The organism is Citrobacter sp. Cf072, assembly GCF_030334485.1.
Classification (GTDB): Bacteria; Pseudomonadota; Gammaproteobacteria; order Enterobacterales; family Enterobacteriaceae; genus Citrobacter; species Citrobacter freundii.
In genome coordinates this window covers 67,684-91,421 of the sequence record NZ_JAOWDX010000013.1, presented here as the reverse complement: position 1 = coordinate 91,421, position 23,738 = coordinate 67,684, and the positions used below count along the sequence as shown (strand labels likewise).

The window sequence follows — 23,738 nt, the reverse complement described above, 5'->3', positions numbered from 1 at the left end:
TGTCTGGCGCTGCTTAAGGGTAGCGCCATCCTACAACAATGAAAAAGGATGCTGCGATGAGTCACATCACCAGTCCTACACCTTACTCGATCGGCCGTCCCCAGGACGTGATTGATATTGTTAACAAACATTCAGCAGTAAACACCAGTGTCGGCGTCATTTTTATCGCTCTTGGCGGCATTCTAATTGATGCCTATCAGGCGGCGATGGTGGGGTTTGGTAATAAATATATTGCATTGCAATTTGGTATTTCACCGGGGCTGGCGGCGACGGTTAACGCCTCTGTTTTAGTCGCCGCCCTGATTGGTGGATTACTGGCGAACCGTGTGATTAACCGCTTTGGTCAAAAGCGTGCTTTTATCATCGGAATGGGCCTGTGCACAATAGGTGCCGCAGCTGTCGCGATAGCCCCGAACATCTGGTGGGTGCTGGTGTGTCGCGTAATCATGGGATTTGGCTTGGGTATTGATTTCCCGCTGGCAACAAATGCGGTGGCAGAACTACGCGGCTCAACATCTAAGAAAACCGGTTCGTCAGTTAATCTCTGGCAAATGGCCTGGTATGTATCAACTACGGTCGTCTATCTTGTGCTGCTTCCACTGTTGTTGTCGGGTATCGCAGAAGAGCAATTATGGCGCTATGGTATTTTCATTGGTGCTATTTTTGCCGTCATTATCATGATCCTGCGTTATTTCGTCATCGGTGAGTCTGCAATGTGGGCCGCACGAGTCGGACGTTATGATAAAGCCTGCGATATTCTGGCTAAACGCTATGGTGTTCATGCTCGCGTTGCTGCCAAACCAAAAAGCGATGATTTTTCTGCTGAAAAAACAGAAAGTAAGTTTCATGGTGGTTATGGGATTTTATTTAACTCACGTTATCGCAAACGTACTATTCTCGGCTGCGTTGTGGCGACGATGCAAGCCTGGCAATATAACGCCGTGGGTGTTTATTTACCTCTGACTTTGGCGGGAATACTGAGCGGTGGATTAACTGGGGCTCTTAGCGGTTCTGCGGTAGTGAATGCCCTGTGTGGCATTACAGGTGGATTGATTGGTTCACTTATCCTCCAGCGTTTGGGTACTCGCCTTCAGTCGATGTATGGTTTCGCCGTCGTAACGATTGCATTACTTGCTTTAGGTGCATTAGCAACCACCAACCCATGGCTTTCTTTAGGTTTGTTGGGCGCAATCATTTTCTTCCATTCAGCGGGCCCGGGCGGCCTGGGAATGACCATTGCCACACTTTCTTATCCGCCATCTATTCGCCCGACCGGCGTAGGATTTGCTCGTGCCATTATGCGTACAGGGGCAATTGCCGGACTTATTTTCTGGCCTATGTTATGGGGAGCGCTAAAGACAGATGCATTCTATTGGCTGGCAGTTGTTCCTTTCCTTGGTTTCCTGACATGCGTATTGATCAAGTGGGAACCACTTGGTGCAAACGTTGACGCTGAAGACGCTGAGGTACTGGCTGAGCTGGATAAATAACAAGCAAGCGCGTCGCAAAATGTCGACGCGCTTTTTCGTATAAATCCGCCGCTTTTTTAGTGATTTTATTGCGCAGATTTCTCGCCGACCCGGAGAGGAAAATTATGGCTGAAATAGTACAGGCACAAGGGAAAGAACTATCCGGCAAAGCCATGAGGCGCGTTGTCATGGGAAGTTTCGCTGGCGCGCTGATGGAATGGTACGATTTTTTCATTTTCGGAACGGCAGCGGGGCTTATCTTCGCTCCTCTATTTTTCCCTGATAGCGATCCTTTTATTGGTCTGATCGCCGCATTCGCGACTTTTGGTGTTGGTTTCTTATCACGTCCGTTAGGGGGCATTGTTTTTGGCCACTTTGGCGATAAAGTTGGTCGCAAAATAACGTTGATTTGGACATTAGCGATTGTTGGTTCATCAACGTTTTTAATCGGCTTCATACCAACATATAAGGACATTGGTATCTGGGCTCCGATTATTTTGATGGTTTTGCGTCTGGTGCAGGGATTCGGTCTGGGTGGGGAATATGGCGGAGCCGCATTAATGACTATTGAATCTGCGCCTGAAGCAAAACGAGGATTTTTAGGTTCGCTTCCACAAACGGCAGCCTCGGTTGGGATTATGCTGGCGACAGGGGTGTTTGCAATATGTAATCACTTTCTAACCCAAGAAGAGTTTCTGGATTGGGGTTGGCGTATCCCTTTTTGGCTGTCTGCCATCATGTTAATTGTTGGGATGTTCATACGACTGCATACTGAAGAGACTCTGGACTTTAAGAAACAAAAAACGGCGGTATCGAAGAAAAAATCAGCGCCGCCGTTGATTGAACTTTTCCGTAAACATCCACGTAATATTTTATTGGCGCTTGGCGCGAGACTGGCAGAGAGCGTTTCGTCGAATATTATTAATGCGTTTGGGATTGTCTATATTTCTAGTCAGCTGGCGTTATCCAGGGATATTCCACTCAACGGTATGTTGATCGCTTCGGCAATTGGCATTGTATGTTGTCCATTAATTGGTTGGATTTCCGACCGCGTTGGGCAACGGCGGATGTATTTGTTTGGCGCTGGTTTTTGCATCCTTTTCGCATTTCCATTCTTCATGCTCCTGGATACAAAAAGCACACTCATTATTTGGTGCTGCATGATTCTTGGCTATAACCTGGGGCCAACGATGATGTTTGCAGTGCAGCCCACCTTATTTACCCGTATGTTCGGAACACGAGTGCGTTATACGGGTCTTTCATTTGCCTATCAGTTCTCAGCAATTCTGGGTGGGTTAAGCCCGCTAATTGCTTCCAGCTTGTTGGCACTGGGAGGCGGGAAACCGTGGTATGTAGCACTGTTTCTGTTTGTTATCTCAATACTTTCATTCATTTGCGTCTGGCTTATAGAGCCACATTCAGACAATAAAAATGACGCTAATAACATTTAACTTCTTACCGAAATATCAGAGAGCAATAACATGAACAATGAATTGAATACTAAGCATTATCAAGCATTACGGCGTGCTTTTGATACCGCCTGGCCGGGACCGATCGGCCAACCTATTTTGCTGGAAAAAGGACATTTACGTCTGCAAGTTTTTCCGCGTGATGGTGCCAGAATCACCTCGCTACAGGCATTTGGTTTTGAAGTGTTACGTCAATGGGAGCCACAGCGTAAAGCATTTCAGTATGGCTGCTTTCCTATGGTTCCTTGGGCAGGCCGCCTTGGCGATGCAACGTTAACAGTGGGGGAGAAACAGTACGCATTACCTGCTAACAAACCGCCCCATGCTCTACATGGTATGGCCTGTTATTCATCATGGGAAAGTGTCGAACATAAAGCGGATACCTTGAAACTGCGCATGCCACTTGGCGCTCCTTGGCCCTGGCAAGGAGAGGTCCTGCAGACGTTGACTCTTGAAGACGATGCGTTAATTCTGCGACTTGAAATTCACACCATGTCTGAAACTTTTCCGGCATCTGCTGGATGGCACCCCTGGTTTGTAAAACAACTGGGCCAGCAGAATGAAGAAGATGAATTACTGGTATGTTTTAAGGCCAACTGGCAGGAAGAAGCCGGGAATAATGAGTTACCAACAGGTAATAAAATCCCTCCGCAATCAGGTCCGTGGGATGACTGCTTTGGTTTTAATGACGGTCTCAATGTCAGATTACAGTGGCCAGGTAAGCTGAGTATGACGATGACATCGAGTGCGCAAAGTCTGGTTATCTTTGACAAACAGCCCGACGCAACATGTGTCAATCCGCTTACTCAGGCGCCAAATGCGATAAATAGGACACCGCAGTTTGTCAGTGCAGGTCTTCCGTTGGTGATTGAGTCGCGCTGGCAATTTACACAGGAATTCTGATGGCTTAGCCAATAATCCCGACAGGGACGCATAGTCAAACTTCTCCTTTCCCGCTACAGTTATTCATCCACGGCGAATAAGGAGAAGGGCATGCTCTATATCTTTGATTTGGGTAATGTGATTGTCGATATCGACTTCAACCGCGTGTTGGGCACATGGAGCGATCTAAGTCGTGTACCGTTGGCTTCGCTAAAGCAAAGTTTCACCATGGGGGAGGCTTTTCACCAGCACGAGCGAGGTGAAATAACGGATGAAGCCTTTGCCGAGGCGCTATGTCATGAGATGGCGCTGCCGCTAAGTTACGAGCAGTTCTCTCACGGCTGGCAGGCCGTTTTTGTCGCCTTGCGCCCTGAGGTCATCGACATCATGCAAAAGCTGCGTGAGCAGGGGCATCGGGTGGTCGTCTTGTCGAATACTAACCGCCTGCACACCACGTTTTGGCCGGATGAATATCCCGAGATCCGTCAGGCTGCTGACCATATTTACCTTTCCCAGGACCTGGGCATGCGTAAACCGGAAGCGCGGATTTACCAGCACGTCCTGCAGTCTGAAGGTTTTTCTGCGCACGATGCGGTCTTTTTTGACGATAACGCCGATAATATTGAAGGGGCTAACCGGTTAGGGATCACCAGTATCCAGGTCGTCGATAAAAAGACCATTCCTGACTATTTCGCGACGTTGTTATGCTAAAAAATGTTCAGCAGCAAGCCAGGCATCATACGCGTCCCGTACGAGACTGGCTGAAGCTATTATGGCAGCGGATTGATGAGGACAACATGACGACGCTGGCAGGGAATCTTGCCTACGTTTCATTGCTCTCATTAGTGCCGCTTATTGCCGTCGTATTTGCGCTTTTCGCCGCATTTCCGATGTTTTCCGACGTCAGTGTCCAGTTACGTCATTTTATTTTCGCAAACTTTATCCCGGCGACGGGAGACGTCATTCAACGTTATATCGAACAGTTTGTCGCCAACTCGAACAAAATGACGGCAGTCGGGGCATGCGGGCTGATTGTCACAGCGTTATTGTTGATGTACGCCATTGATAATGCGTTGAATACTATCTGGCGCAGTAAGCGTACTCGCCCTAAAGTTTACTCTTTCGCCGTCTACTGGATGATTTTAACGCTGGGGCCGCTGTTGGCGGGGGCCAGTCTGGCGATCAGCTCTTATCTGTTGTCATTGCGCTGGGCCAGCGATCTCAACACGGTGATTGATAACGTCCTGCGTATTTTCCCGCTGGTACTTTCCTGGCTCTCGTTCTGGCTGCTTTACAGCATTGTACCGACTACGCGTGTACCCAACCGTGATGCGGTTATTGGTGCCTTTGTGGCTGCTGTGTTGTTCGAAGCCGGAAAGAAAGGATTTGCGCTCTATATCACGATGTTCCCGTCTTATCAGCTCATTTACGGTGTTCTGGCGGTGATCCCCATTTTATTTGTCTGGGTATACTGGACCTGGTGTATCGTCTTGCTAGGCGCGGAAATAACTGTCACTCTCGGGGAATACCGCAAACTTAAACAAGCCGCAAAAGAAGAAGAAGCAGAGCAACCATGATTGCATTAATTCAGCGCGTAACCCGTGCCAGCGTCACCGTGGAGGGCGAGGTGACGGGTGAAATTGGCCCAGGACTTTTGGTCCTGTTAGGTGTCGAAAGGGATGATGACGAACAGAAAGCGAATCGCCTGTGCGAGCGTGTACTCGGTTATCGAATCTTTAGCGATACCGAAGGCAAAATGAACCTTAATGTGCAGCAATCAGGGGGGAGTGTACTGGTGGTTTCACAGTTTACGCTGGCGGCAGATACCGAGCGTGGCATGCGCCCGGGGTTTTCGAAAGGCGCAGCGCCCGAGCGTGCAGAAGCGCTATATGAGTACTTTGTTGAGCGTTGCCGCCAACAGGAAATGAATACGCAAACTGGTCGATTCGCTGCGGATATGCAGGTTTCACTGGTTAATGATGGCCCGGTGACGTTCTGGTTACAAGTATGAACCAGCTACCGGTATGGCCGCGGACAACAAGAGAGAATACGACTATGTATCACCTTCGAGTACCGCAAACAGAAGAAGAATTGGAGCGCTACTACCAGTTTCGCTGGGAGATGCTGCGTAAACCATTGCACCAGCCAAAAGGCTCCGAACGGGATGCCTGGGACGCGATGGCGCATCACCAGATGGTGGTGGACGAAGAGGGGAATCTGGTTGCGGTAGGGCGTCTGTATATCAATGCGGATAACGAAGCTTCCATACGCTTTATGGCAGTAGACCCTTCCGTGCAAGAGAAAGGGTTGGGCACGCTGATGGCGATGACTCTGGAGTCTGTGGCGCGTCAGGAAGGGGTCAAACGCGTAACCTGTAGTGCCCGTGAAGATGCGGTCGAATTTTTCGCCAAGCTCGGTTTTGTGAGCCAGGGAGAAATCACCACGCCGCAAACCACGCCGGTGCGCCACTTTTTGATGATTAAGCCCATTGCGACGCTGGACGATATTCTCCATCGCGGGGACTGGTGCGGACAGCTACAACAAGCCTGGTACGAACATATTCCATTGAGTGAGAAAATGGGCGTACGCATTCAGCAGTACACTGGGCAGAAATTTATCACCACGATGCCCGAGACAGGCAATCAGAATCCGCACCATACCCTGTTTGCCGGTAGCCTGTTTTCACTGGCTACGCTAACGGGCTGGGGACTTATCTGGCTGATGCTGCGCGAGCGTCATCTGGGTGGGACAATAATCCTGGCCGACGCGCATATCCGATACAGCAGGCCGATCACCGGGAAACCAACTGCTATTGCCGATCTGGGGTCGTTGAGCGGTGACCTCGACCGCCTGGCAAGAGGTCGCAAGGCGCGCGTTCAGATGCAGGTCGGGGTGTTTGGCGATGACACACCGGGCGTCGTGTTTGAAGGTACTTACATTGTGCTACCTGCGAAACCGTTTGGCGCATATGAAGAAGGCGGTAACGAGGAAGAGTAGGTCCTCTGGCTAAAATGTAATGTTGGGTTCATTTGCTGATGTAAAATGCGGATTATGAAAATGCCATAATCCGTATTTTGATAAAAATCGCATGCTGTCGATGATTGTATTGACGGGTACCTTCCTTAATTTCAGAACTCATGAACATCCTTATTGGCCAAGCCGCCAGGCCACATCTCGCATCACATTTCGTGCCGCCGGGCTCACCCCTGCCAACTGGAAAAAACCGTGGATAACGCCGAGATAGCGTTGGCAAGAGCACTCCACGCCTTGCTCCAGGAACCGTTGATACAGGGCTTCACCCTCATCTCGCAGTGGGTCGAATTCGGCAGTAATGATGTGCGTGGGCGGTAAACCGTTGAAGTCTTTGCGCCAGAGTGGGCTGACTTCGGGATGTAATGAATCGGTTTTCGGCATATACATTTCGTAGCCCGAAAGCAGTGTATCGCGGGTGATAATGTAATCCCGTCCATTATGGTCATAGCTCGCAAAGTTGGCAGTTGCGTCCAGCATCGGGTAGATCAGCATAAGCTGTGCAGGTTGCCATTGCCTGGCAGCTTTCAGGCGTAGTGCGGTGACCAGCGCCAGGTGTCCACCTGCGCTGTCGCCAGCAAGCGTAATGTTGTCCCGGTCTACTCCCAGTTTCTGGGCATACTTCCAGATGATATTGGCCCCGGTTTCAGCATCGTTATGTGCTGCCGGGAAGGTATGCTCTGGTGCGAGGCGATACTGCACCGCAATGACCCGACAGCCGCTGTACCAGGCGAGTTGCCTTAGCTGGTTATCATGTGTGGCAAATCCACCGCTGACAAAGCAACCGCCGTGATAATAGATAACGCAGGGGAGATTTCCCGTGCTGCCCCGCGGCGAAATAACGCGAAATGCCATGGCGTCGAGTTCAATATCTTCAACCTGTACGCGGGTTTCAGTTTCTCCGGCCAGCGCCGTACTGGCAATATAGGCCGCTCTCCGGTCATCAATATTCTGCTCACGGGAAGAAGGGCGTCCCGCCGCGATAAATGCCTCAACTAACTGCGCAATCCCGCTTTCCAGTGCCATTTTTAAATACTCTTATCTGTATGGATATACAGGTTTATAACCTGGATTACTAAGAATGAAAATGGGAAAAATAGGGATGGGTATGATTTTGGAAAGCGGCTCGCAAAAGTAAAAATCGTTCGCGTGGAGGCTATTTTCTTGCTTTTTTCAGGTGTATGTTGTGTGGAAATTAATCGCTGATGATATACTGGAGGTATATATGAGTATGATGGCTGGGATGGATATGGGCAGAATTTTACTCGATTTATCAGATGAAGTGATTAAACGTCTTGATGATCTCAAGGTGCAGCGCAACCTGCCGCGAGCAGAACTTTTACGGGAGGCCGTTGAACAGTATCTTGAGAGGCAGGATCAGGCTAAAACCACAATTTCACGTGCTCTTGGGCTGTGGCAAGGCTGTGAGGAAGATGGTGTTGAATACCAGCGTAAACTCCGTGAGGAATGGTAATGGTCAAAGGATCCGCGCTTTTTGATACCAACATCCTCATCGATCTGTTTAGTGGGAGAAATGAAGCAAAACTAGCGATAGAAACATGGCCGCCGCAGAATGCAATCAGCCTCATTACATGGATGGAGGTGATGGTGGGTGCAAAAAAATACCATCAGGAAGCCCGTACTCGTGTTGCGCTAGGTGCTTTTAACGTGATCGGCGTTTCACAGGATATTGCTGAACGAAGCGTGAGTATCAGACAGGAATATGGGATGAAATTGCCGGATGCCATTATTTTGGCAACAGCACAGATTCATCGTCTTACGCTGGTTACGCGAAATACTAAGGATTTTGCAGGCCTATCCGGTGTGGTCACACCGTATACATTATAACCCGGGCGACTTACGCCGCCCGGCAGTGCGAAGAACTTACTCCCCTTCACCCGGGAACAGGAACGGGTTGATGGAACTGCGGGCAAAGCCCTCTTGCTCCATATGCGCGTCCAGCATCAGTGAGGCGAGATCGTCGGCCACGGCTTCGACTTTCGGGTCTTTTTCCTGATAGAGAATCTTCAGGTAAGTCCCGCAGTCGCCGCAGCTTTCAGCTTTGATTGCCGCCTGTTCGTTATCCAGTGACCAGTAGTTCAAATCACGGCTCTGTTCGCAGTTGCTGCACTTCACGCGCACCACGTGCCACTCGGTTTCGCACAGGTTGCAGTGCAGATAACGCAGACCCTGGGTGGTACCGATTTGCACCATGCTGGAAACCGGCATTGAACCACACACCGGGCAGTACTGACGCTGTTCACCGTATTCCGCACGGGCTTTGCCGGGGATCAGGCTTGCCATCTGCGCCCAGTAGAGCGACAGGGCAGCCCAAATGAACGGTGCTTTGTCGCTGCTGACGGAGGCGAAATCAGAGGCAAACAGCGCGCTGGCCATCAGCTCCAGTTCTTGCTCTGAGGCTTTTTCCAGATTCTCGATCACCGCTAACGCGGGACCGCTCATCTCTGGCTTCAGCTCAGCAATCAACGACTGCAGCAGCTTTTGCCAGTGCTTGTCGCGTGGCAGGACGTGGATATCCAGCGGCGGTTTGCCCTGATCGTTCGCTTCTTTGATGCGCGCGGTCAGATCCATCTGCAGCGGATGGTCGTACAGCACCACTTCCTGCGCGTGGGCGATCAGCGCGGCAAAGCGCAGGTAGTCGCCCAGCGGGTTGCTCTCGGCCAGCTCGCGCAGGCGCTCAGCGCGGCGGTTATACAAATTTTTGAGTCTGGGGAATAATAACGGCGGAATCATATCCGCCGTGCGTTTCTCGCTCTTCTCCAGCTCATCTTGCGGGATTATGCGAATACTCATTCAGATGACTTTTCCTGTTTCTGGCGGACTTCACGGTACCAGCGCGGGTGATGTTTCTTCGCCCATGAGCTGGTAACCCATCCTTCCACCATCGCGGTAATGGTGCCTTTCACCCAAAGGGCGGCGTAAATGTGCACCATGATAACCACAATTAGCGCTACTGCGGCAAATGAATGCAGCATTAACGCGAATCGGATCACCGGGATTGAGAAAGCAGGTGCAAAATACGGACGCCAGATGACCACTCCGCTCACCAGCAACAGGACCAGGAAGATAATCGCCGCCCAGAATACGCATTTCTGGCCGAAGTTATAACGTCCCGTGTCACCTACTTCCTCGTTGACGACAATCTTACGAATATTCTTCGCCCAAAAGATATCATCCCGATTGATTAGATTGTGGTGCCAGTAACGGAAAAACATGATGATAAACGAGGCAAACATGATCACGCCGACAAACGGGTGCACAATTCGCGCCAGTTGCGGTGTGCCCATGATGTGCATCAGCCAGTTAAAAGACGGGAAGAGAAAGCCCATCCCGCTCACTGCCGCCAGAATGAAGCAGAAGGCGGTGATCCAGTGGTTGATGCGTTCCGGCGCCGTGTAGCGCACGATGGTGTCACGTCGTTTCATTTGCGCACCTCGTCTTTTTCTTCATGCAGGTTGTCTTCTTCCTCTTCCGCGCGGTTTGGGCCTACACCGACGTAGTGGAAGATACTGGCCGCAAATGTCGCTGCGAAGCCGACGGCTGCGAGAGGTTTCCAGATGCCTTTCCAGAATTTCACGGTGGCGCTGATTTCCGGGTTCTCCGGCAGGCCGTGATACAGACTCGGCTTGTCAGCATGGTGCAATACGTACATGACGTGCGTACCACCAACGCCTGCCGGATCGTACAGACCCGCGTTTTCGTAACCACGGGTTTTCAGCTCCGCCACACGCTCGCCTGCCAGCGTTTTCATCGACTCTTTAGTACCGAAATGAATCGCGCCGGTTGGGCAGGTTTTCACGCAGGCCGGTTCTTGCCCGACCACGACACGGTCAACGCACAGCGTACATTTGTAGACGCGGTTGTCTTCCGGGTTGAGGCGCGGCACGTCGAACGGACAGCCTGCGATACAGTAGCCACAGCCGATACACTGCTCGGACTGGAAGTCGACGATACCGTTGGCATACTGAATGATTGCACCTTCAGCCGGACACGCCTTCAGGCAGCCCGGATCGGCACAGTGCATACAGCCATCCTTGCGGATAAGCCACTCCAGTTTGTCGTTTTGTTCCACTTCCGAGAAGCGCATTACCGTCCAGGATTTAGCAGTCAAATCAGCTGGGTTGTCGTACACCCCAACGTTGTTGCCCACTTCATCACGGATGTCGTTCCATTCAGAACACGCCACCTGACACGCTTTACAGCCGATACAGGTGGTGACGTCGATAAGCTTCGCCACCTCTTCCTGATGGTCCCGCGCCTGAGGCGCGGGGGTGAAACCGTTAGTGGCGGAACGACGAATGATGTCTTGCGATTGATAAGCCATAGGTCGTCTCCGTTACACCTTTTCCACGTTCACGAGGAAGGACTTAAATTCCGGCGTCTGCGTGTTCGCATCACCGACGAATGGCGTTAACGTGTTAGCGATAAAGCCTTTTTTCGCCACACCTTCGTAGCCCCAGTGAATCGGAATACCGATGGTGTCGATATCCTGACCGTTGGCCTTCAGCGTGCGAATACGTTTAGTCACTACTGCTTTGGCTTTAATGTAGCCGCGGTTAGAGGAGACTTTGACGGTATCGCCATGAGAGATACCGAGCTTATTCGCCAGCTTCTCGCCAATTTCCACAAACTGTTCCGGCTGTGCGATGGCATTGAGCAGCGCATGCTTGGTCCAGTAGTGGAAGTGCTCGGTCAGACGATAGGTCGTACCGACGTACGGGAATTTATCTGCTTTACCCAGTGCTTCCGCGTCACCTTTAAAGATGCGCGCGGCAGGGTTAGAGATAACGTTCGGGTGCAGCGGGTTAGTTCCCAGCGGCGTTTCAAACGGCTCGTAGTGTTCCGGGAACGGACCTTCCGCCATCTTATCGATAGCAAACAGGCGTCCCATCCCTTCCGGCTGCATGATGAACGGCCCAACGTTGCTGCCAGGTGCGGCGGCGCTGTAGTCCGGAATATCCATCCCGCTCCATTTCGCCCCATCCCATTTCAGGATCTGACGTTTTGGATCCCACGGATTCCCCTGCGGGTCAGCAGACGCGCGGTTATACAGAATGCGTCGGTTGAGCGGCCACGCCCATGCCCAGCCCAGCGTGTTGCCAAGGCCTGATGGGTCGGCGTTATCGCGACGTGCCATCTGGTTGCCTTCCGGCGTCCAGCTACCGGCAAAAATCCAACAGCCGCTGGAAGTGGTGCCGTCGTCTCGCAGTTGGGCGAACGAGCTAAGCTGTTGGCCTTTCTTGACGATGACTGCACCTGTTGCCGGGTCGGTAATGTCGGCCAGCGCTTTACCGTTGCTCTCCATCGCCACTTCTTCCGAAGCCGGTTCGTGTGGTGTGGAGTAGTTCCAGGTCATGCTCAGCACCTGTTCCGGGTTCGCGCCACCCTGCTCGGCATACATCTTGCGCATGCGCAGGAAGATACCGGCGAGGATTTCACCATCGGTAACGGCAATCCCCGGGGCATCCGCGCCTTTCCAGTGCCACTGCAGCCAGCGACCGGAGTTAACGATAGAACCGTTCTCTTCGGCGAAGCAGGTGGACGGCAGACGGAATACTTCGGTCTGGATTTTCGACGGATCCACATCGTTCGACTCACCGTGGTTCTGCCAGAAGGTAGACGTTTCGGTGTTGAGTGGGTCAATGGTGACCAGGAATTTCAGTTTGGACAGTGAAGCCACGACCTTGTTTTTATTCGGGAATGACGCGACCGGGTTAAAGCCCTGGCAGATATAGCCATTCACTTTGCCCTGGTTCATCATCTCGAAGTACTGCAGCACGTCGTACCCTTTATCCCACTTCGGCAGCAAGTCGAAGCCCCAGCTGTTTTCCGCTGTCGCTTTATCGCCAAAGAAGGCTTTCATCATTGAGACGAAGAATTTCGGGTAGTTACCCCAGTAGTTCACCTGACCTTCCAGCAACGGTTTTGGCGTGTTGGCGGCAAGGTAGGTTTGCAGGTCAGTCTGTTTTTCGCTCGGCAGCGTCATATAGCCAGGCAGGCTTTGTGACAGCAGGCCTAAGTCGGTCAGACCCTGAATGTTGGAGTGACCGCGCAGGGCGTTAACACCGCCGCCGGCCATCCCCATGTTGCCAAGCAGCAACTGGATCATCGCCATGGTACGGATGTTCTGCGCACCTACGGAGTGTTGTGTCCAGCCAAGGGCGTACAGGAACGACGCGGTTTTATCTTTGGCACTGGTTTCTGCGATGTACTCACAGACCTTCAGGAAGTCAGCCTTTGGCGTACCGCAGATATTTTCTACAACGTCCGGCGTGTAGCGGGAGACGTGCTGTTTCAGCAGGTTCCACACGCAGCGCGGGTGTTGCAGGGTGACATCGCGTTTGGCGAAGCCTTTTTCATCCAGCTCGTAGTTCCAGCTGGTTTTGTCATACTTGCGTTTGTCCGCGTCGTAGCCAGTGAACAGGCCATCTTCGAAACCGTAATCCTCACGCACGATAAGGCTGGCGTTGGTATAGGCTTCAGTGTATTCGCGGTTGAATTTTTCGTTGTTCAGCAGGTACAGCAAGACGCCTGACAGGAAAGCAATGTCAGTACCGGAACGAATCGGCGCATAGAAATCAGCCACCGCTGCGGTTCGCGTAAAGCGCGGATCGATCACAATCAGCTTCGCGCCGTTGTGAATTTTAGCTTCCATCGCCCAGCGGAATCCGACCGGGTGGGCTTCAGCGGCGTTACCGCCCATCACCACAACGAGGTTGGCGTTTTTAATGTCGACCCAGTGGTTGGTCATCGCACCGCGACCAAATGTTGGAGCAAGACTTGCTACCGTTGGTCCGTGTCAGACGCGTGCCTGGTTGTCGACCGCGAGCATACCGAGCGCGCGGGAGAATTTTTGCGTTAAATAGCCGGTTTCGTTACTGGAAGCGGAAGCACACAGCATCCCAGTGGAAAGCCAGCGGTTAACGGTTACGCCTTCGGCGTTTTGTGCAACGTAGTTTGCGTCGCGGTCTTCTTTCATCAGCTTAGCGATGCGGTCAAATGCCTCATCCCAGCTAATCTGTTGCCACTTATCAGAGCCTGGTGCGCGGTATTCCGGGAATTTCAGGCGACTTTCGGAGTGGATGAAGTCCACAAGTCCTGCCCCTTTCGGGCACAACGCGCCACGGTTCACCGGGTGATCCGGGTCCCCTTCGATATGGAAGATGGATGCTTTGGCGTTTTTTGCTCCGTCACCGAGACTGTACATTAACAGTCCACAGCCAACGGAACAGTAAGTGCAGGTGTTACGGGTTTCGCGGGTACGCAGCAGTTTATATTGCCGTGTTTCCGCGAGCGCTACGCCGGGTGCAAAACCCAGTGCCGCTGCCGTGGTGCCTGCCATACCGCCAGCGCAGATCTTAAAGAACTGCCTTCTGCTGACCTGCATGGTTTGCTCCTTTTTCGACATTGTCACGTTCCCTTCACTTTTCCGTTACTCGAGCGTGAGGGAAGTGGTTGTTATTTTTCTTTGCGGACGGGACCGCAAAGGTCCAGAATTGGGTGAATTTCCCTCCCTCCAGGAGGGGTTTGTAAAGAATACCACAATGTTGGTATGCGTGTTCCAATATGGTTAAAAGAAAGTGAATAAGATTATTCGAGAAAACATCAAAAATGTGACGACTTTGACAGGAACGCGCCAGTTGACCCTCTGGAAACGCGAGGATTTGCAACATCCTCAGCCGGATGTCGTCGCTGAGGAAGTACCGGTTGCGCTGGTTTACAACGGGATTTCGCACGTGGTGATGATGGCGTCACCGAAAGATCTTGAGCACTTTGCGATGGGCTTTTCACTTTCTGAAGGCATTATTGAGCGCCCGCAGGATATCTACGCAATGGAAGTGGTTCCTTCCTGTAACGGATTAGAAGTGCAGGTTGAGCTGTCCAGTCGCCGATTTATGGGGCTGAAGGAACGTCGTCGCGCGCTGGCCGGTCGCACCGGTTGCGGCGTTTGTGGCGTGGAGCAGCTCAATGACATTGGCAAGCCAGTCCAGCCGCTGCCGTTTACCCAGACATTCGATCTGGCGAATCTCGATCACGCTTTACGCCATCTCAATAATTTTCAACCCGTGGGGCAACTGACAGGCTGCACACACGCGGCTGCCTGGGTACAGCCGTCAGGTCATCTGGCGGGCGGGCATGAAGATGTTGGGCGTCATGTTGCGCTGGATAAACTGCTGGGGCGACGCGCAATCGAAGGGGAAACCTGGCAACAGGGCGCGGTATTAGTCTCCAGCCGCGCCAGCTACGAGATGGTGCAGAAGTCGGCGATGTGCGGCGTGGAGATTCTGTTTGCTGTGTCTGCCGCGACAACGCTGGCGGTAGAAGTTGCCGAGCGCTGTAACCTGACGCTGGTGGGTTTTTGCAAACCGGGCAGGGCGACGATTTATACACACCCCGAGCGTCTGATAGCTGAATAAAAGTTATTCAATTATTTTGAATTAGACTGGCAAATCCTTCCGCTTTTAGTTGTGCGATGTGAGGGCTATTATTTATCACATCAAGGCACGGTGCCTTACTCAAACAACTAAGTTAAAGAGTTTATATCATGAAAAGCATCAAAACTTTTGTCGCAGTTATCGCTCTGGCTACTTCTTTCGGTTCTTTCGCTGCTCAGACAGTTACCGCAACCGGTTCTACGCTGGAAAGTGCTGAAGCAAAAATTGCCGCCCAGGCTGAACGTGCAGGCGCCAGCGATTATAAAATCACTCAGGCTTACACCGGCAACCGCGTGCACATGACTGCTGAACTGCTGAAATAAGATACCTCAGTACTGTCGAAAGAGCGCCCTTGAGGCGCTTTTTTAGTTTATGCCCGCTATACGCAGCAATGCGGTCACCACCGCGGCGGCAACGATCACCACGATTAGCGGCAGCTTGCGCCAGGCGAGAAATACCGCGAAGCCAACCCCAAGAACCCGCGCCATACCGGCAAAGTGTTCGCCTTCGTAAAAGGTGGTCGCCAGCGCAACGGAGAACAGTAATACCGTTGCGGCGTCGGAAAGCAGCGCCTGCGAGCGTTCCGAGAACGCTAAACGACTCCCAAGCTTCGCTCCGCCTAAACGCATTAAATAGGTTCCCAGAGATAAGATGGCGATACCGACGATAAACAGCGTCATGTTGCCCATTATTTTTTCCTCGTCAGTAAGCCAAACAGTGAGAGCAAAACCGGTAAACCGACCGGCGCAAAGGGGATGGCGGCAAGCGACAACCCGGCACCGCTACAGGCGCGAATCAGTGTGGTGCGGTTTTTAAAGGCCGGGACCACTAAGGCCAATAAAATTGCAGGGAAGACGGCATCCAGACCGATGGTTTCCGGGGCGGGGAGCAGTTTGCCGACGCCCGCGCCGATCAGTGTGCCAACAGGCCAGAAAATAGCGACGCCCAGACCGCACAGCCAATAGGCTGCTTTACGTTGTTCGGGTGTTTTTTGCGACAGGCCGAATACTACGCTTTCGTCGTTCATGATATGACAGCCGAGGAAACTCGCAGCCCGGGAGCCCACAAGATCGCGCACCGTGACGCCAAACGGGATGTGTCGGGCGTTGACCAGTAAACCGGCAGCCGCAGCCGCCAGTGGGTTACCGCCGCTGGCGACGATGCCGATAAACATAAACTCGGATGCACCCGCCAGCACGGTAATTGAGAGCACAAACGGTACCCACAGCGGGAAGCCGTAGGCCATTGCCAGCGAGCCGTATGACATGCCGACTACGCCGACGGCCAGACAGACTAAAAATATTGCTTTTATTGTGTCGCCTTTGAGACTGGAAAAATAATGTTTCATACCATTTTAGCCATATCGAACGAATTTCCATTATAATGAACGCGACCAGTTAATATTACAAGTCGAACGATTCGTTCGATATAAAGAACATGGAGTCGTGAATGACCCAGCCCATCAGTATGATCGCGAAAAGCCTGGTGCGTGAACGTCAGCGCACCGGTTTGTCATTGGCAGAGATTGCCCGTCGCGCAGGGATTGCAAAATCGACACTCTCGCAATTGGAAGCGGGCAATGGCAATCCTAGCCTGGAAACGCTCTGGTCGCTGTGTGTGGCGTTGGATATTCCCTTTGCGCGCCTGCTGGAGCCGCAGGAACAAAAAACGCAGGTGATTCGCCGCGGCGAAGGAACAAAAGTCGTGGCTGAGCAGGCCCACTATCAGGCCATTTTACTGGCCGCCTGCCCACCGGGGGCACGGCGGGATATCTATCTGCTGCTGACGCAGCCGGGCGCGGATCGGATTTCACAGCCGCATCCGCCGGGATCGGTTGAACACATCATCGTGACGCAGGGTAAGGCGATAGTGGGATTGACGGAAGCACCGGAGGAGTTAGGCGAGGGCGACTATATTTGTTACCCCGCTGACCAGGCGCATATCTTTAAAGCGCTGGAGCCTGACACCCAGGCGATTCTGGTTTCTGAGCAGAACTAACTGTTATGTTGCGTTGTGCCGGATGCGGCGCGTTAGCGCCTTATCCGGCCTACAAGACTACTGCAAATAAAACACTTCTTTTAGCTCTGCGCTGACCGGACTGTTGTCTGGGTTGGCCAGCATTACGTCGCGCATATGCTTCCACCAACGTTGGCAAACGTCGGTGCTGGCAACGGCATTCCAGCGTTCTTCGGACTCAATCTCAACGGTGGCGAACAGCAGATTGCGCGCCTGATCGAGATAAATCGCGTAGTGATGGGCGCCGTGTTCTTTCAGCACTGTTTCCAGTTCTGGCCAGATGGGGTTATGACGACGCTGGTACTCAACGTGCGCGTCGGCATTCACCTGCATTATAAAGGCCTTGCGAATCATAACGCCTCCAGATACAGCTCGCGGACCTCGTCGCGGCTGGCGGTGCGCGGGTTGCACGGCGCACACGGATCGGCCAACGCTTTATCCAGCCAGCCCTCAATATCCTCTTTCGTCACGCCAAGTGAACTAAAGCCCGCAGGAATACCGACACGCTTGCTGAGTGCACGAATCGCGTTGATGGCCTCCATACTTGCCGCTTCATCGCTCATGTCACGGGTATCGACGCCCATCGCCTGCGCTACGCGGGCAAAGCGCGCCACGGCGTTTGGACGGTTAAAGTTTTCGATTACCGGCAGCAGGATGGCGTTGCAGACGCCGTGTGGCAGATTATGGGTTGCGCCCGGCTGGTGCGCCAGCGCATGCACCAGACCGAGACCAGCGCTGTTAAAGGCCATCCCCGCCAGATACTGACCAAACGCCATTTGCTCACGAGCGTCGAGATTATGACCGTCGTCGACCGCTTTTGGTAGCCACAGGTTGATCAGGCGAATCGCTTCCAGCGCGTTAGCGTCGGTGAGCGGATGCGCACCAACGGAAACATAGGCTTCCACCGCGTGGGTTAAGGCGTCCATACCGGTTGCGGCGGTGACGGATGCCGGGATGTCCAGCATGACGCTGGCGTCATCCACGGCGATATCCGGGATGATATTCGGGTCGATGATCACCTCTTTGACCTTACGAGCAGAGTCGATAATGACCGCGTTGCTGGTCATCTCTGCTGCCGTACCGGCGGTGGTATTGATGGCGACCAGCGGTACACCCGCATTTTTAACTTTGCCTACGCCGGAGTAAGCAGTAGAAGGGCCGGGGTTGGCGGTCAGGATCTTCACCGCTTTAGCGGTATCGATCGGGCTACCGCCACCGAAGGCAATAATGTAGTCACATTCTGCGTTCTGATACGCCGCGAAACCTTTCTGCACCAGCTCTTCCGTCGGGTTTGGAAACACCTCATCAAACAGGTGGTAAGACATCTGATGTTCATCCAGCGCAGCAAACAGGCTATCCAGCAGGCCCAGCTTTACCAGTTGACCATCGGTGACGATCAGCGCTTTGCCCCATTGTTTATTCGCCACGAGGTTCGCCATATCGGCAATCGCGCCGGCGCCATGCAGGCTAATTTTTGGCAGTGCCAACATAAAGCTCATCATTATTCTCCTTACAATGCCAGTGCGCTTGCCAGCGGCGTCACGCCGAAGCGTTTGCCAAGTGCGATCAGCTCTTCACGCGTAATGGTCTGCTTCATACCGCCCATCGAATAGATTTTGACTAAAACTTCAGCGGATTTCTCTGCGGTATCGATCAAACCGAACGCTTCGTCGAGGGTGGGTCCACTGCCGAACACGCCGTGGAATGGCCACAGTACCAGCGAGTGTTTCTGCATTTTCTCGGCGGTCGCCTGACCAATTTCATCTGTACCTGGCACCATCCACGGCAGAATGCCAACGCCATCCGGGAACACCACCAGGCACTCGGTGCTGCCTTCCCACAGCTTGCGGGTAATCAGCGCGGTGTTGTTTTCCAGCACGTAGGTCAGAGCGATCAGGTTGGTGGCATGGCAGTGCATGATCACGCGGTCTTTACCGTTCGTCGCTTTAATGCGTTCGCAGTGAGAGAGGAAGTGAGCCGGCAGTTCAGAGGTCGGTACGGCCTCGTGAGTCAGGCCCCAGAGGATGTGGTAGCCCGCACCGTCGCTGTCGATTTTTACCACGCCCAAATTGGCTGCTGGATCGAGCTGGACGTTGCGGAAAAATTTCCCCGAACCGGTGACGATAAACGGCGTATTCGCCAGCAGCGGCATCGGCTGACTCAGCGCGATATAGCGTGGTTTTTCGTGGAAATCGGCGCTAAATGGCGCGATATCTGCTTCATCAAGACGCAGCGTCAGGTTACCGCCGTTACGCTCGTCCCAGCCTTTCAGCCACGCATCAGAAGTGGCTTTGATCATCCCCTGGACGAACCAGGAAGTAGTAATGTTTTGCATGTTCGGTGTTCCTGTTTATTGCCCGAACGTTATCGGGTCTTACGTAGGCCGGATAAGCGAAGCACCATCCGGCAATCGTGTTTCATTCATTGCCGGATGGCGACGCGGGGCGTCTTATCCGGCCTACAAGCCTGGCGTCACGGTTAGCTACGTTTGCTCAAAATCTCTTTTTCATAAGTGCGCACGCTGTCCAGCCACTGGCTGCCCGCAGGCGTGTCGTGACGCTGGCAATACATCTCCCAGACGGCCTGCCACGGCAGCGATTTTTGCTCTTCCAGCAGGGCCAGGCGTGCGGTGTAGTCGCCGCTGGCTTCGAGCTGGCGCAGTTGCTCGGTCGGTTCTAACAGCGCGCGCAGCAGGGCTTTTTTCATATTGCGGGTACCGATCACCCACGCGGCGATACGGTTAATGGAGGCGTCGAAGAAGTCGAGGCCGATGTGTACGCGGTCAAACAGGTTGTGGCGCACGATCTCGCTGGCAATCGCCTGCGTTTCATCATCCAGCAGCACCACGTGATCGCTGTCCCAACGCACTGGACGGCTGACATGCAGCAGCAGGCGCGGCACGTACAGCATGGCGGCGGAGATTTTGTCGGAAATCACTTCGGTCGGATGGAAGTGACCCGCATCCAGACACAGCGCCGTCTGGCGACTGGTGGCGTAACCCATGTAGAACTCGTTAGAGCCCACGGTGTAGCTTTCCGCACCGATGCCAAACAGCTTGCTTTCGACGGCATCGATATGGTGCGCCGGGTCGAGTTTCTCGCTGATCACTTCGTCCAGCGCGTCCAGCAGACGCTGGCGCGGTGCTAAACGATCAACGGTGATGTCTTTCATGCCATCCGGGATCCAGATGTTCATCACTGATGGCGTACCCAACTGCTCGCCAAAATACGCTGAGACGCGACGGCTGGCTTTGCAGTGATCGATCCAGAACTGGCGAATGGTGTCATCGGCGTGGGCCAGCGTGAAACCGTCGGCGCTCAGCGGGTGTGAGAAGCAGGATGGGTTGAAATCCAGTCCTAACTGGTTCGTTTTCGCCCACTCCACCCAGTTTTTAAAGTGCTCAGGTTTGATTTGATCGCGGGCAACCGGCGTATCAGATTCCAGATAGATCGCGTGCAAATTCAGACGTTTTGGACCCGGAATCAGGCTCAGCGCCTGCTCCAGATCGGCCCGCAGTTCGGTGGCGTTACGCGCTTTACCCGGATAGTTACCGGTAGCCTGAATACCGCCAGTGAGCGAACCTTCCGGATTTTCGAAACCGGCGACATCATCGCCCTGCCAGCAGTGCATGGAGACCGGCAGACGATCGAGCTGGCGTAAGGCCGCCTCGACATCAATGCCTACTGCGGCGAAACGCAGTTTTGCCAGTTCCCAGGCTTGTTCAAGTTGAGTGGTCATGCGCAAAGCTCCTTTGTCTGTCGTAGTGATTGAAACTGCGCCTGGTAGCGGGCAATTTCACTTTCAGGATTGGGAATGAAGGTGGTCAATTCGTAGTTGGCGCGCACCACCTGACGGAAATCATCAACGTTGTTCAGCTCGTCCAGCGTCATCAGCTGGATGCCAATATTGCCGAGCGTGGATGCCTCAATTGGCCCGGACATCACGCGAATACCGCAGGCATCCGCGCACAGCTGGTTCAGCAAGGCGTTCTGGCAACCGCCACCGACAATGTGCAGTTGGCTAAATGCTGCACCACGCAGTTGTGCCAGCTCTTGCAGGATGTCGGCGTACAGCAACGCCAGGCTGTCGAAGATACAGCGCGCCAGTTCGGCGTTTTGCAGGGGTACGGGTTGGCCTGATTCACGGCATGCTGCCTGAATTTCTGCACTCATATCGTCGGGGTTGATAAAGCGATCGTCGTTCGGGTTAATCAGGAATTGACAGGCCGGCAGCGCTTGCGTTTGGCTGATAAGCGTTGGCAGATCGGAAATCTGGCGCTCTTTTAATACGCGCTGGAGCAGCCACAGCCCCATAATATTTTTCAGGACACGGTAGCGCCCTTCCGCGCCGCCTTCGTTGGTGATATTCGCCGCCAGTGCCGCATCGTTGGTATACGGCGTTCTGCTCTCAAAGCCCATCAGCGACCAGGTCCCGGAAGAGAGATAGGCGCTGTTTTTGTCGGCCAGCGGAGAAGCAATGACCGCGCTGGCCGTGTCGTGACTGGCGACGGCTACGACCGGAATTTGATTTTTCTGCGGGCAAATCCAGTGACCAATTACGTTCCCCGGATGCGTCGGACGACCAAACCAGGCTTTGTCTGCTCCGGTCCACGCCAGCAGAGTGTCATCCCAGTCGTCGGTATTGATATTGACTAACTGGGTGGTGGTGGCATTGGTGTATTCCCAGTTCATTTTGCCGGTCAGGCGAAAGCTGAAGTAGTCGGGGATCAGTAGGGCATGGGCCACCTGCGGGAGCAGTTCTGGCTGTTGTTCAACCAGCGCACGCAACTGATACAGGGTATTAAAGGGCAGAAACTGAATGCCGCTACGGCAGTAAATTTCACCTTTACCCGGCTGCGCCATCGCTTGCGCCATAATGCCGGTCGTGCGGCTGTCACGGTAAGAGACCGGCAGACCGACACGTCGACCGACGTTATCGATCAGCACGTAATCCACGCCCCAGGTATCAATTCCGATGCTGTCTATCCGAATGCCTTCATCGCAGACTTTTTTCAGGCCAAGACGAATATCGTTTTCCAGGCTGTCGATGTCCCAGGTGTCAAAACCGTCTGTTTTTTGCAGGCAGTTCACGAAGCGGTGGATTTCACGCAGCGTCAGGGTGCGGTGTTCACTGTCGTAACGCGCCAGCATTACGCGCCCACTGGATGCGCCGAGATCGACTGCGACACAATGGCGAAAAGTCATAGCGAGGTCCTTCTGAGTTTTATTGCACTCAGTCTAAGAACCCCAGATAACGCGTACCTTCTTGACAGTGACAGCCACAATTAGCGGCTGGCAACATGGCAAAGGTGAACGTGATGCTGTTCACAATTTCTATTAATAGGGTCGGTTTTAGCGGATGTGACGTCTTCCGCAATTCCCGATCTTTCCCGCTATTTCTTGAAGAATTGACCGTGTTTACGCACTTTGGCGTCAAAAATTTAAGGTGAGGGTGATAACCCTTAATTACTATTCAGCCATGTTCATTTGATCGGGAAGGATGTCATCATGACGATATTGCATTGCGTGGATTTTTTTCCGACAGGTAAAGCGCCAGTGGCTATTGAACCGCGGCTTCCTCAACCTGCGTTTCCAGAACATCATCATGATTTTCATGAAATTGTGGTGGTCGAACATGGAACGGGGATCCATGTGTTCAACGGACAGCCTTACACCATCAGCGGCGGTACGGTGTGTTTCGTTCGCGATCATGACCGGCATTTATATGAACATACTGACAATCTGTGCCTGACCAATGTGTTGTATCGCTCCCCGGATGCGTTTCAATTTCTGGCTGGGCTGAATCAGCTTTTACCTCAGGAACAGAATGGGCAGTATCCTTCGCACTGGCGGGTGAATCAGGGTGTGTTGCAGCAGGTTCGACAACTGGTGGGGCAGATGGAAGCGCTCGGTGAGGGGATGGATACACCAACGGCGGCAAATCGCGAGATCCTGTTTATGCAGTTGCTGGTGCTGCTGCGTAAAAGCAGCCTGATGGAAGCAGCGACCGATAACGACGCGCGGCTTAACCTCCTGATGGCGTGGCTGGAAGATAACTTTGCCGACGAGGTATGTTGGGAGGCGCTGGCCGAGAAGTTTTCCCTCTCTTTGCGTACTCTGCATCGCCAGCTCAAACAGCAAACTGGATTGACGCCGCAGCGCTACCTTAACCGCTTGCGGCTGATCAAGGCTCGGCATCTGCTTCGTCACAGTGATGATAGCGTGACAGACATCGCTTATCTCTGCGGATTCGGCGACAGTAACCACTTTTCGACGCTTTTTCGCCGTGAGTTCAAGTGGTCGCCACGCGATATTCGTCAGGGGCGCGATCTCGTTGTGGCAAGCAGCCTCCAGTAACGCGAAAGCTATCAACGTTTTTTATCGCCGAATCTCAGATAATCATGTCCCTTAACGCCG

Annotated in this window: 25 protein-coding genes; 13 read left to right on the top strand and 12 right to left on the bottom strand. The window is 53.1% G+C overall.

Features of this window, described 5'->3' with window-relative positions:
- Positions 1-56: 56 nt before the first annotated feature.
- From OGX66_RS00795 to fabY, 7 genes are all read left to right on the top strand, one after another.
- A complete protein-coding gene (locus OGX66_RS00795; protein ID WP_102191200.1) occupies positions 57-1,490 on the top strand; it encodes an MFS transporter in 1,434 nt (477 codons plus the stop codon).
- 104 nt (positions 1,491-1,594) lie between these two features.
- Positions 1,595-2,920, top strand: a complete 1,326-nt coding sequence (locus OGX66_RS00790; protein WP_003840433.1) for an MFS transporter — start codon at positions 1,595-1,597, stop codon at positions 2,918-2,920.
- Between the two features lie 30 nt (positions 2,921-2,950).
- Positions 2,951-3,841 carry an aldose epimerase family protein gene (locus tag OGX66_RS00785; RefSeq protein WP_049003224.1) on the top strand — a complete coding sequence of 297 codons (891 nt, stop codon included), beginning with the start codon at positions 2,951-2,953 and terminating at the stop codon, positions 3,839-3,841.
- Between the two features lie 90 nt (positions 3,842-3,931).
- The gene (gene yihX, locus OGX66_RS00780; protein WP_016151258.1) at positions 3,932-4,531 is read left to right on the top strand and encodes a glucose-1-phosphatase; all 600 of its coding nucleotides are present in this window, start codon (positions 3,932-3,934) and stop codon (positions 4,529-4,531) included.
- Positions 4,525-5,397, top strand: a complete 873-nt coding sequence (locus OGX66_RS00775; protein WP_003028669.1) for a virulence factor BrkB family protein — start codon at positions 4,525-4,527, stop codon at positions 5,395-5,397. The genes yihX and OGX66_RS00775 overlap by 7 nt, the downstream gene beginning before the upstream one ends.
- Positions 5,394-5,831: a D-aminoacyl-tRNA deacylase gene (dtd, locus tag OGX66_RS00770; protein ID WP_044714708.1), complete on the top strand. Its 438-nt coding sequence runs from the start codon at positions 5,394-5,396 to the stop codon at positions 5,829-5,831. The genes OGX66_RS00775 and dtd overlap by 4 nt, the downstream gene beginning before the upstream one ends.
- A 44-nt stretch (positions 5,832-5,875) precedes the next feature.
- Positions 5,876-6,817 carry a fatty acid biosynthesis protein FabY gene (gene fabY, locus OGX66_RS00765; protein WP_003825286.1) on the top strand — a complete coding sequence of 314 codons (942 nt, stop codon included), beginning with the start codon at positions 5,876-5,878 and terminating at the stop codon, positions 6,815-6,817.
- 150 nt (positions 6,818-6,967) lie between these two features.
- Here fabY and OGX66_RS00760 read toward each other — a convergent pair whose 3' ends face one another.
- Positions 6,968-7,876 (bottom strand): alpha/beta hydrolase, encoded by a 909-nt coding sequence (locus tag OGX66_RS00760; RefSeq protein WP_088902891.1) that lies wholly within the window; start codon positions 7,874-7,876, stop codon positions 6,968-6,970.
- Between the two features lie 205 nt (positions 7,877-8,081).
- Between OGX66_RS00760 and OGX66_RS00755 the strand changes: the two genes are divergently transcribed.
- Both OGX66_RS00755 and OGX66_RS00750 read left to right on the top strand, forming a co-directional pair.
- Positions 8,082-8,324 (top strand): ribbon-helix-helix domain-containing protein, encoded by a 243-nt coding sequence (locus OGX66_RS00755; RefSeq protein ID WP_161800368.1) that lies wholly within the window; start codon positions 8,082-8,084, stop codon positions 8,322-8,324.
- Positions 8,324-8,698 carry a type II toxin-antitoxin system VapC family toxin gene (locus OGX66_RS00750; protein WP_003028682.1) on the top strand — a complete coding sequence of 125 codons (375 nt, stop codon included), beginning with the start codon at positions 8,324-8,326 and terminating at the stop codon, positions 8,696-8,698. Before OGX66_RS00755 ends, OGX66_RS00750 begins: the two co-directional genes overlap by 1 nt.
- Before the next feature lie 36 nt (positions 8,699-8,734).
- On the opposite strand, the gene fdhE is transcribed toward OGX66_RS00750, so the two are convergent.
- The 4 genes from fdhE to fdnG are packed head-to-tail and all read right to left on the bottom strand — an operon-like array spanning position 8,735 to position 14,258.
- A complete protein-coding gene (gene fdhE, locus OGX66_RS00745; RefSeq protein ID WP_003840450.1) occupies positions 8,735-9,664 on the bottom strand; it encodes a formate dehydrogenase accessory protein FdhE in 930 nt (309 codons plus the stop codon).
- The gene (gene fdoI / locus OGX66_RS00740) at positions 9,661-10,296 is read right to left on the bottom strand and encodes a formate dehydrogenase cytochrome b556 subunit (RefSeq protein WP_003028686.1); all 636 of its coding nucleotides are present in this window, start codon (positions 10,294-10,296) and stop codon (positions 9,661-9,663) included. The genes fdhE and fdoI overlap by 4 nt, the downstream gene beginning before the upstream one ends.
- Positions 10,293-11,195: a formate dehydrogenase O subunit beta gene (gene fdoH / locus OGX66_RS00735; protein WP_016155183.1), complete on the bottom strand. Its 903-nt coding sequence runs from the start codon at positions 11,193-11,195 to the stop codon at positions 10,293-10,295. Before fdoH ends, fdoI begins: the two co-directional genes overlap by 4 nt.
- Positions 11,196-11,207: 12 nt before the next feature.
- Complete coding sequence (gene fdnG / locus OGX66_RS00730) at positions 11,208-14,258, bottom strand: formate dehydrogenase-N subunit alpha (RefSeq protein ID WP_085951592.1); 3,051 nt, start codon at positions 14,256-14,258, stop codon at positions 11,208-11,210.
- Positions 14,259-14,451: 193 nt separating this feature from the next.
- Here fdnG and fdhD point away from each other — a divergent pair, with 193 nt between their 5' ends.
- Positions 14,452-15,288: a formate dehydrogenase accessory sulfurtransferase FdhD gene (gene fdhD, locus OGX66_RS00725; protein WP_072058123.1), complete on the top strand. Its 837-nt coding sequence runs from the start codon at positions 14,452-14,454 to the stop codon at positions 15,286-15,288.
- Positions 15,289-15,416: 128 nt separating this feature from the next.
- On the top strand, positions 15,417-15,629 hold the full coding sequence (locus tag OGX66_RS00720) for a YdgH/BhsA/McbA family protein (RefSeq protein ID WP_003825262.1): 213 nt from the start codon (positions 15,417-15,419) through the stop codon (positions 15,627-15,629).
- Between the two features lie 42 nt (positions 15,630-15,671).
- Here the strand turns inward: OGX66_RS00720 and OGX66_RS00715 are convergent, their stop codons facing one another.
- Entirely contained in the window at positions 15,672-15,995 is a 324-nt protein-coding gene (locus OGX66_RS00715; RefSeq protein WP_003840456.1) for an AzlD domain-containing protein, read from the bottom strand.
- On the bottom strand, positions 15,995-16,654 hold the full coding sequence (locus OGX66_RS00710) for an AzlC family ABC transporter permease (RefSeq protein WP_003028720.1): 660 nt from the start codon (positions 16,652-16,654) through the stop codon (positions 15,995-15,997). The genes OGX66_RS00715 and OGX66_RS00710 overlap by 1 nt, the downstream gene beginning before the upstream one ends.
- A 101-nt stretch (positions 16,655-16,755) precedes the next feature.
- Here OGX66_RS00710 and OGX66_RS00705 point away from each other — a divergent pair, with 101 nt between their 5' ends.
- Positions 16,756-17,304 (top strand): helix-turn-helix domain-containing protein, encoded by a 549-nt coding sequence (locus tag OGX66_RS00705; RefSeq protein ID WP_049002113.1) that lies wholly within the window; start codon positions 16,756-16,758, stop codon positions 17,302-17,304.
- Between the two features lie 57 nt (positions 17,305-17,361).
- On the opposite strand, the gene rhaM is transcribed toward OGX66_RS00705, so the two are convergent.
- From rhaM to rhaB, 5 genes are all read right to left on the bottom strand, one after another.
- Positions 17,362-17,676 carry an L-rhamnose mutarotase gene (gene rhaM / locus OGX66_RS00700; RefSeq protein ID WP_049002114.1) on the bottom strand — a complete coding sequence of 105 codons (315 nt, stop codon included), beginning with the start codon at positions 17,674-17,676 and terminating at the stop codon, positions 17,362-17,364.
- Positions 17,673-18,821, bottom strand: a complete 1,149-nt coding sequence (fucO, locus tag OGX66_RS00695; RefSeq protein ID WP_003840463.1) for a lactaldehyde reductase — start codon at positions 18,819-18,821, stop codon at positions 17,673-17,675. Before fucO ends, rhaM begins: the two co-directional genes overlap by 4 nt.
- An 11-nt stretch (positions 18,822-18,832) precedes the next feature.
- Positions 18,833-19,657 (bottom strand): rhamnulose-1-phosphate aldolase, encoded by an 825-nt coding sequence (gene rhaD / locus OGX66_RS00690; protein WP_049002115.1) that lies wholly within the window; start codon positions 19,655-19,657, stop codon positions 18,833-18,835.
- A gap of 143 nt (positions 19,658-19,800) precedes the next feature.
- Positions 19,801-21,060: an L-rhamnose isomerase gene (gene rhaA / locus OGX66_RS00685; RefSeq protein WP_049002116.1), complete on the bottom strand. Its 1,260-nt coding sequence runs from the start codon at positions 21,058-21,060 to the stop codon at positions 19,801-19,803.
- On the bottom strand, positions 21,057-22,526 hold the full coding sequence (rhaB, locus tag OGX66_RS00680; RefSeq protein ID WP_088902889.1) for a rhamnulokinase: 1,470 nt from the start codon (positions 22,524-22,526) through the stop codon (positions 21,057-21,059). Before rhaB ends, rhaA begins: the two co-directional genes overlap by 4 nt.
- 303 nt (positions 22,527-22,829) lie before the next feature.
- Here rhaB and rhaS point away from each other — a divergent pair, with 303 nt between their 5' ends.
- Positions 22,830-23,678, top strand: coding sequence for an HTH-type transcriptional activator RhaS (rhaS, locus tag OGX66_RS00675; RefSeq protein ID WP_003840473.1), 849 nt, complete (start codon positions 22,830-22,832; stop codon positions 23,676-23,678).
- Positions 23,679-23,738: the final 60 nt, after the last annotated feature.

Coding starts and splice junctions, on each gene's coding strand:
- OGX66_RS00795 (WP_102191200.1), top strand. CDS start 57: ATGAGTCACATCACCAGTCCTACACCTTACTCGATCGGCCGTCCCCAG.
- OGX66_RS00790 (WP_003840433.1), top strand. CDS start 1,595: ATGGCTGAAATAGTACAGGCACAAGGGAAAGAACTATCCGGCAAAGCC.
- OGX66_RS00785 (WP_049003224.1), top strand. CDS start 2,951: ATGAACAATGAATTGAATACTAAGCATTATCAAGCATTACGGCGTGCT.
- yihX (WP_016151258.1), top strand. CDS start 3,932: ATGCTCTATATCTTTGATTTGGGTAATGTGATTGTCGATATCGACTTC.
- OGX66_RS00775 (WP_003028669.1), top strand. CDS start 4,525: ATGCTAAAAAATGTTCAGCAGCAAGCCAGGCATCATACGCGTCCCGTA.
- dtd (WP_044714708.1), top strand. CDS start 5,394: ATGATTGCATTAATTCAGCGCGTAACCCGTGCCAGCGTCACCGTGGAG.
- fabY (WP_003825286.1), top strand. CDS start 5,876: ATGTATCACCTTCGAGTACCGCAAACAGAAGAAGAATTGGAGCGCTAC.
- OGX66_RS00760 (WP_088902891.1), bottom strand. CDS start 7,876: ATGGCACTGGAAAGCGGGATTGCGCAGTTAGTTGAGGCATTTATCGCG.
- OGX66_RS00755 (WP_161800368.1), top strand. CDS start 8,082: ATGATGGCTGGGATGGATATGGGCAGAATTTTACTCGATTTATCAGAT.
- OGX66_RS00750 (WP_003028682.1), top strand. CDS start 8,324: ATGGTCAAAGGATCCGCGCTTTTTGATACCAACATCCTCATCGATCTG.
- fdhE (WP_003840450.1), bottom strand. CDS start 9,664: ATGAGTATTCGCATAATCCCGCAAGATGAGCTGGAGAAGAGCGAGAAA.
- fdoI (WP_003028686.1), bottom strand. CDS start 10,296: ATGAAACGACGTGACACCATCGTGCGCTACACGGCGCCGGAACGCATC.
- fdoH (WP_016155183.1), bottom strand. CDS start 11,195: ATGGCTTATCAATCGCAAGACATCATTCGTCGTTCCGCCACTAACGGT.
- OGX66_RS00720 (WP_003825262.1), top strand. CDS start 15,417: ATGAAAAGCATCAAAACTTTTGTCGCAGTTATCGCTCTGGCTACTTCT.
- OGX66_RS00715 (WP_003840456.1), bottom strand. CDS start 15,995: ATGGGCAACATGACGCTGTTTATCGTCGGTATCGCCATCTTATCTCTG.
- OGX66_RS00710 (WP_003028720.1), bottom strand. CDS start 16,654: ATGAAACATTATTTTTCCAGTCTCAAAGGCGACACAATAAAAGCAATA.
- OGX66_RS00705 (WP_049002113.1), top strand. CDS start 16,756: ATGACCCAGCCCATCAGTATGATCGCGAAAAGCCTGGTGCGTGAACGT.
- rhaM (WP_049002114.1), bottom strand. CDS start 17,676: ATGATTCGCAAGGCCTTTATAATGCAGGTGAATGCCGACGCGCACGTT.
- fucO (WP_003840463.1), bottom strand. CDS start 18,821: ATGAGCTTTATGTTGGCACTGCCAAAAATTAGCCTGCATGGCGCCGGC.
- rhaD (WP_049002115.1), bottom strand. CDS start 19,657: ATGCAAAACATTACTACTTCCTGGTTCGTCCAGGGGATGATCAAAGCC.
- rhaA (WP_049002116.1), bottom strand. CDS start 21,060: ATGACCACTCAACTTGAACAAGCCTGGGAACTGGCAAAACTGCGTTTC.
- rhaB (WP_088902889.1), bottom strand. CDS start 22,526: ATGACTTTTCGCCATTGTGTCGCAGTCGATCTCGGCGCATCCAGTGGG.
- rhaS (WP_003840473.1), top strand. CDS start 22,830: ATGACGATATTGCATTGCGTGGATTTTTTTCCGACAGGTAAAGCGCCA.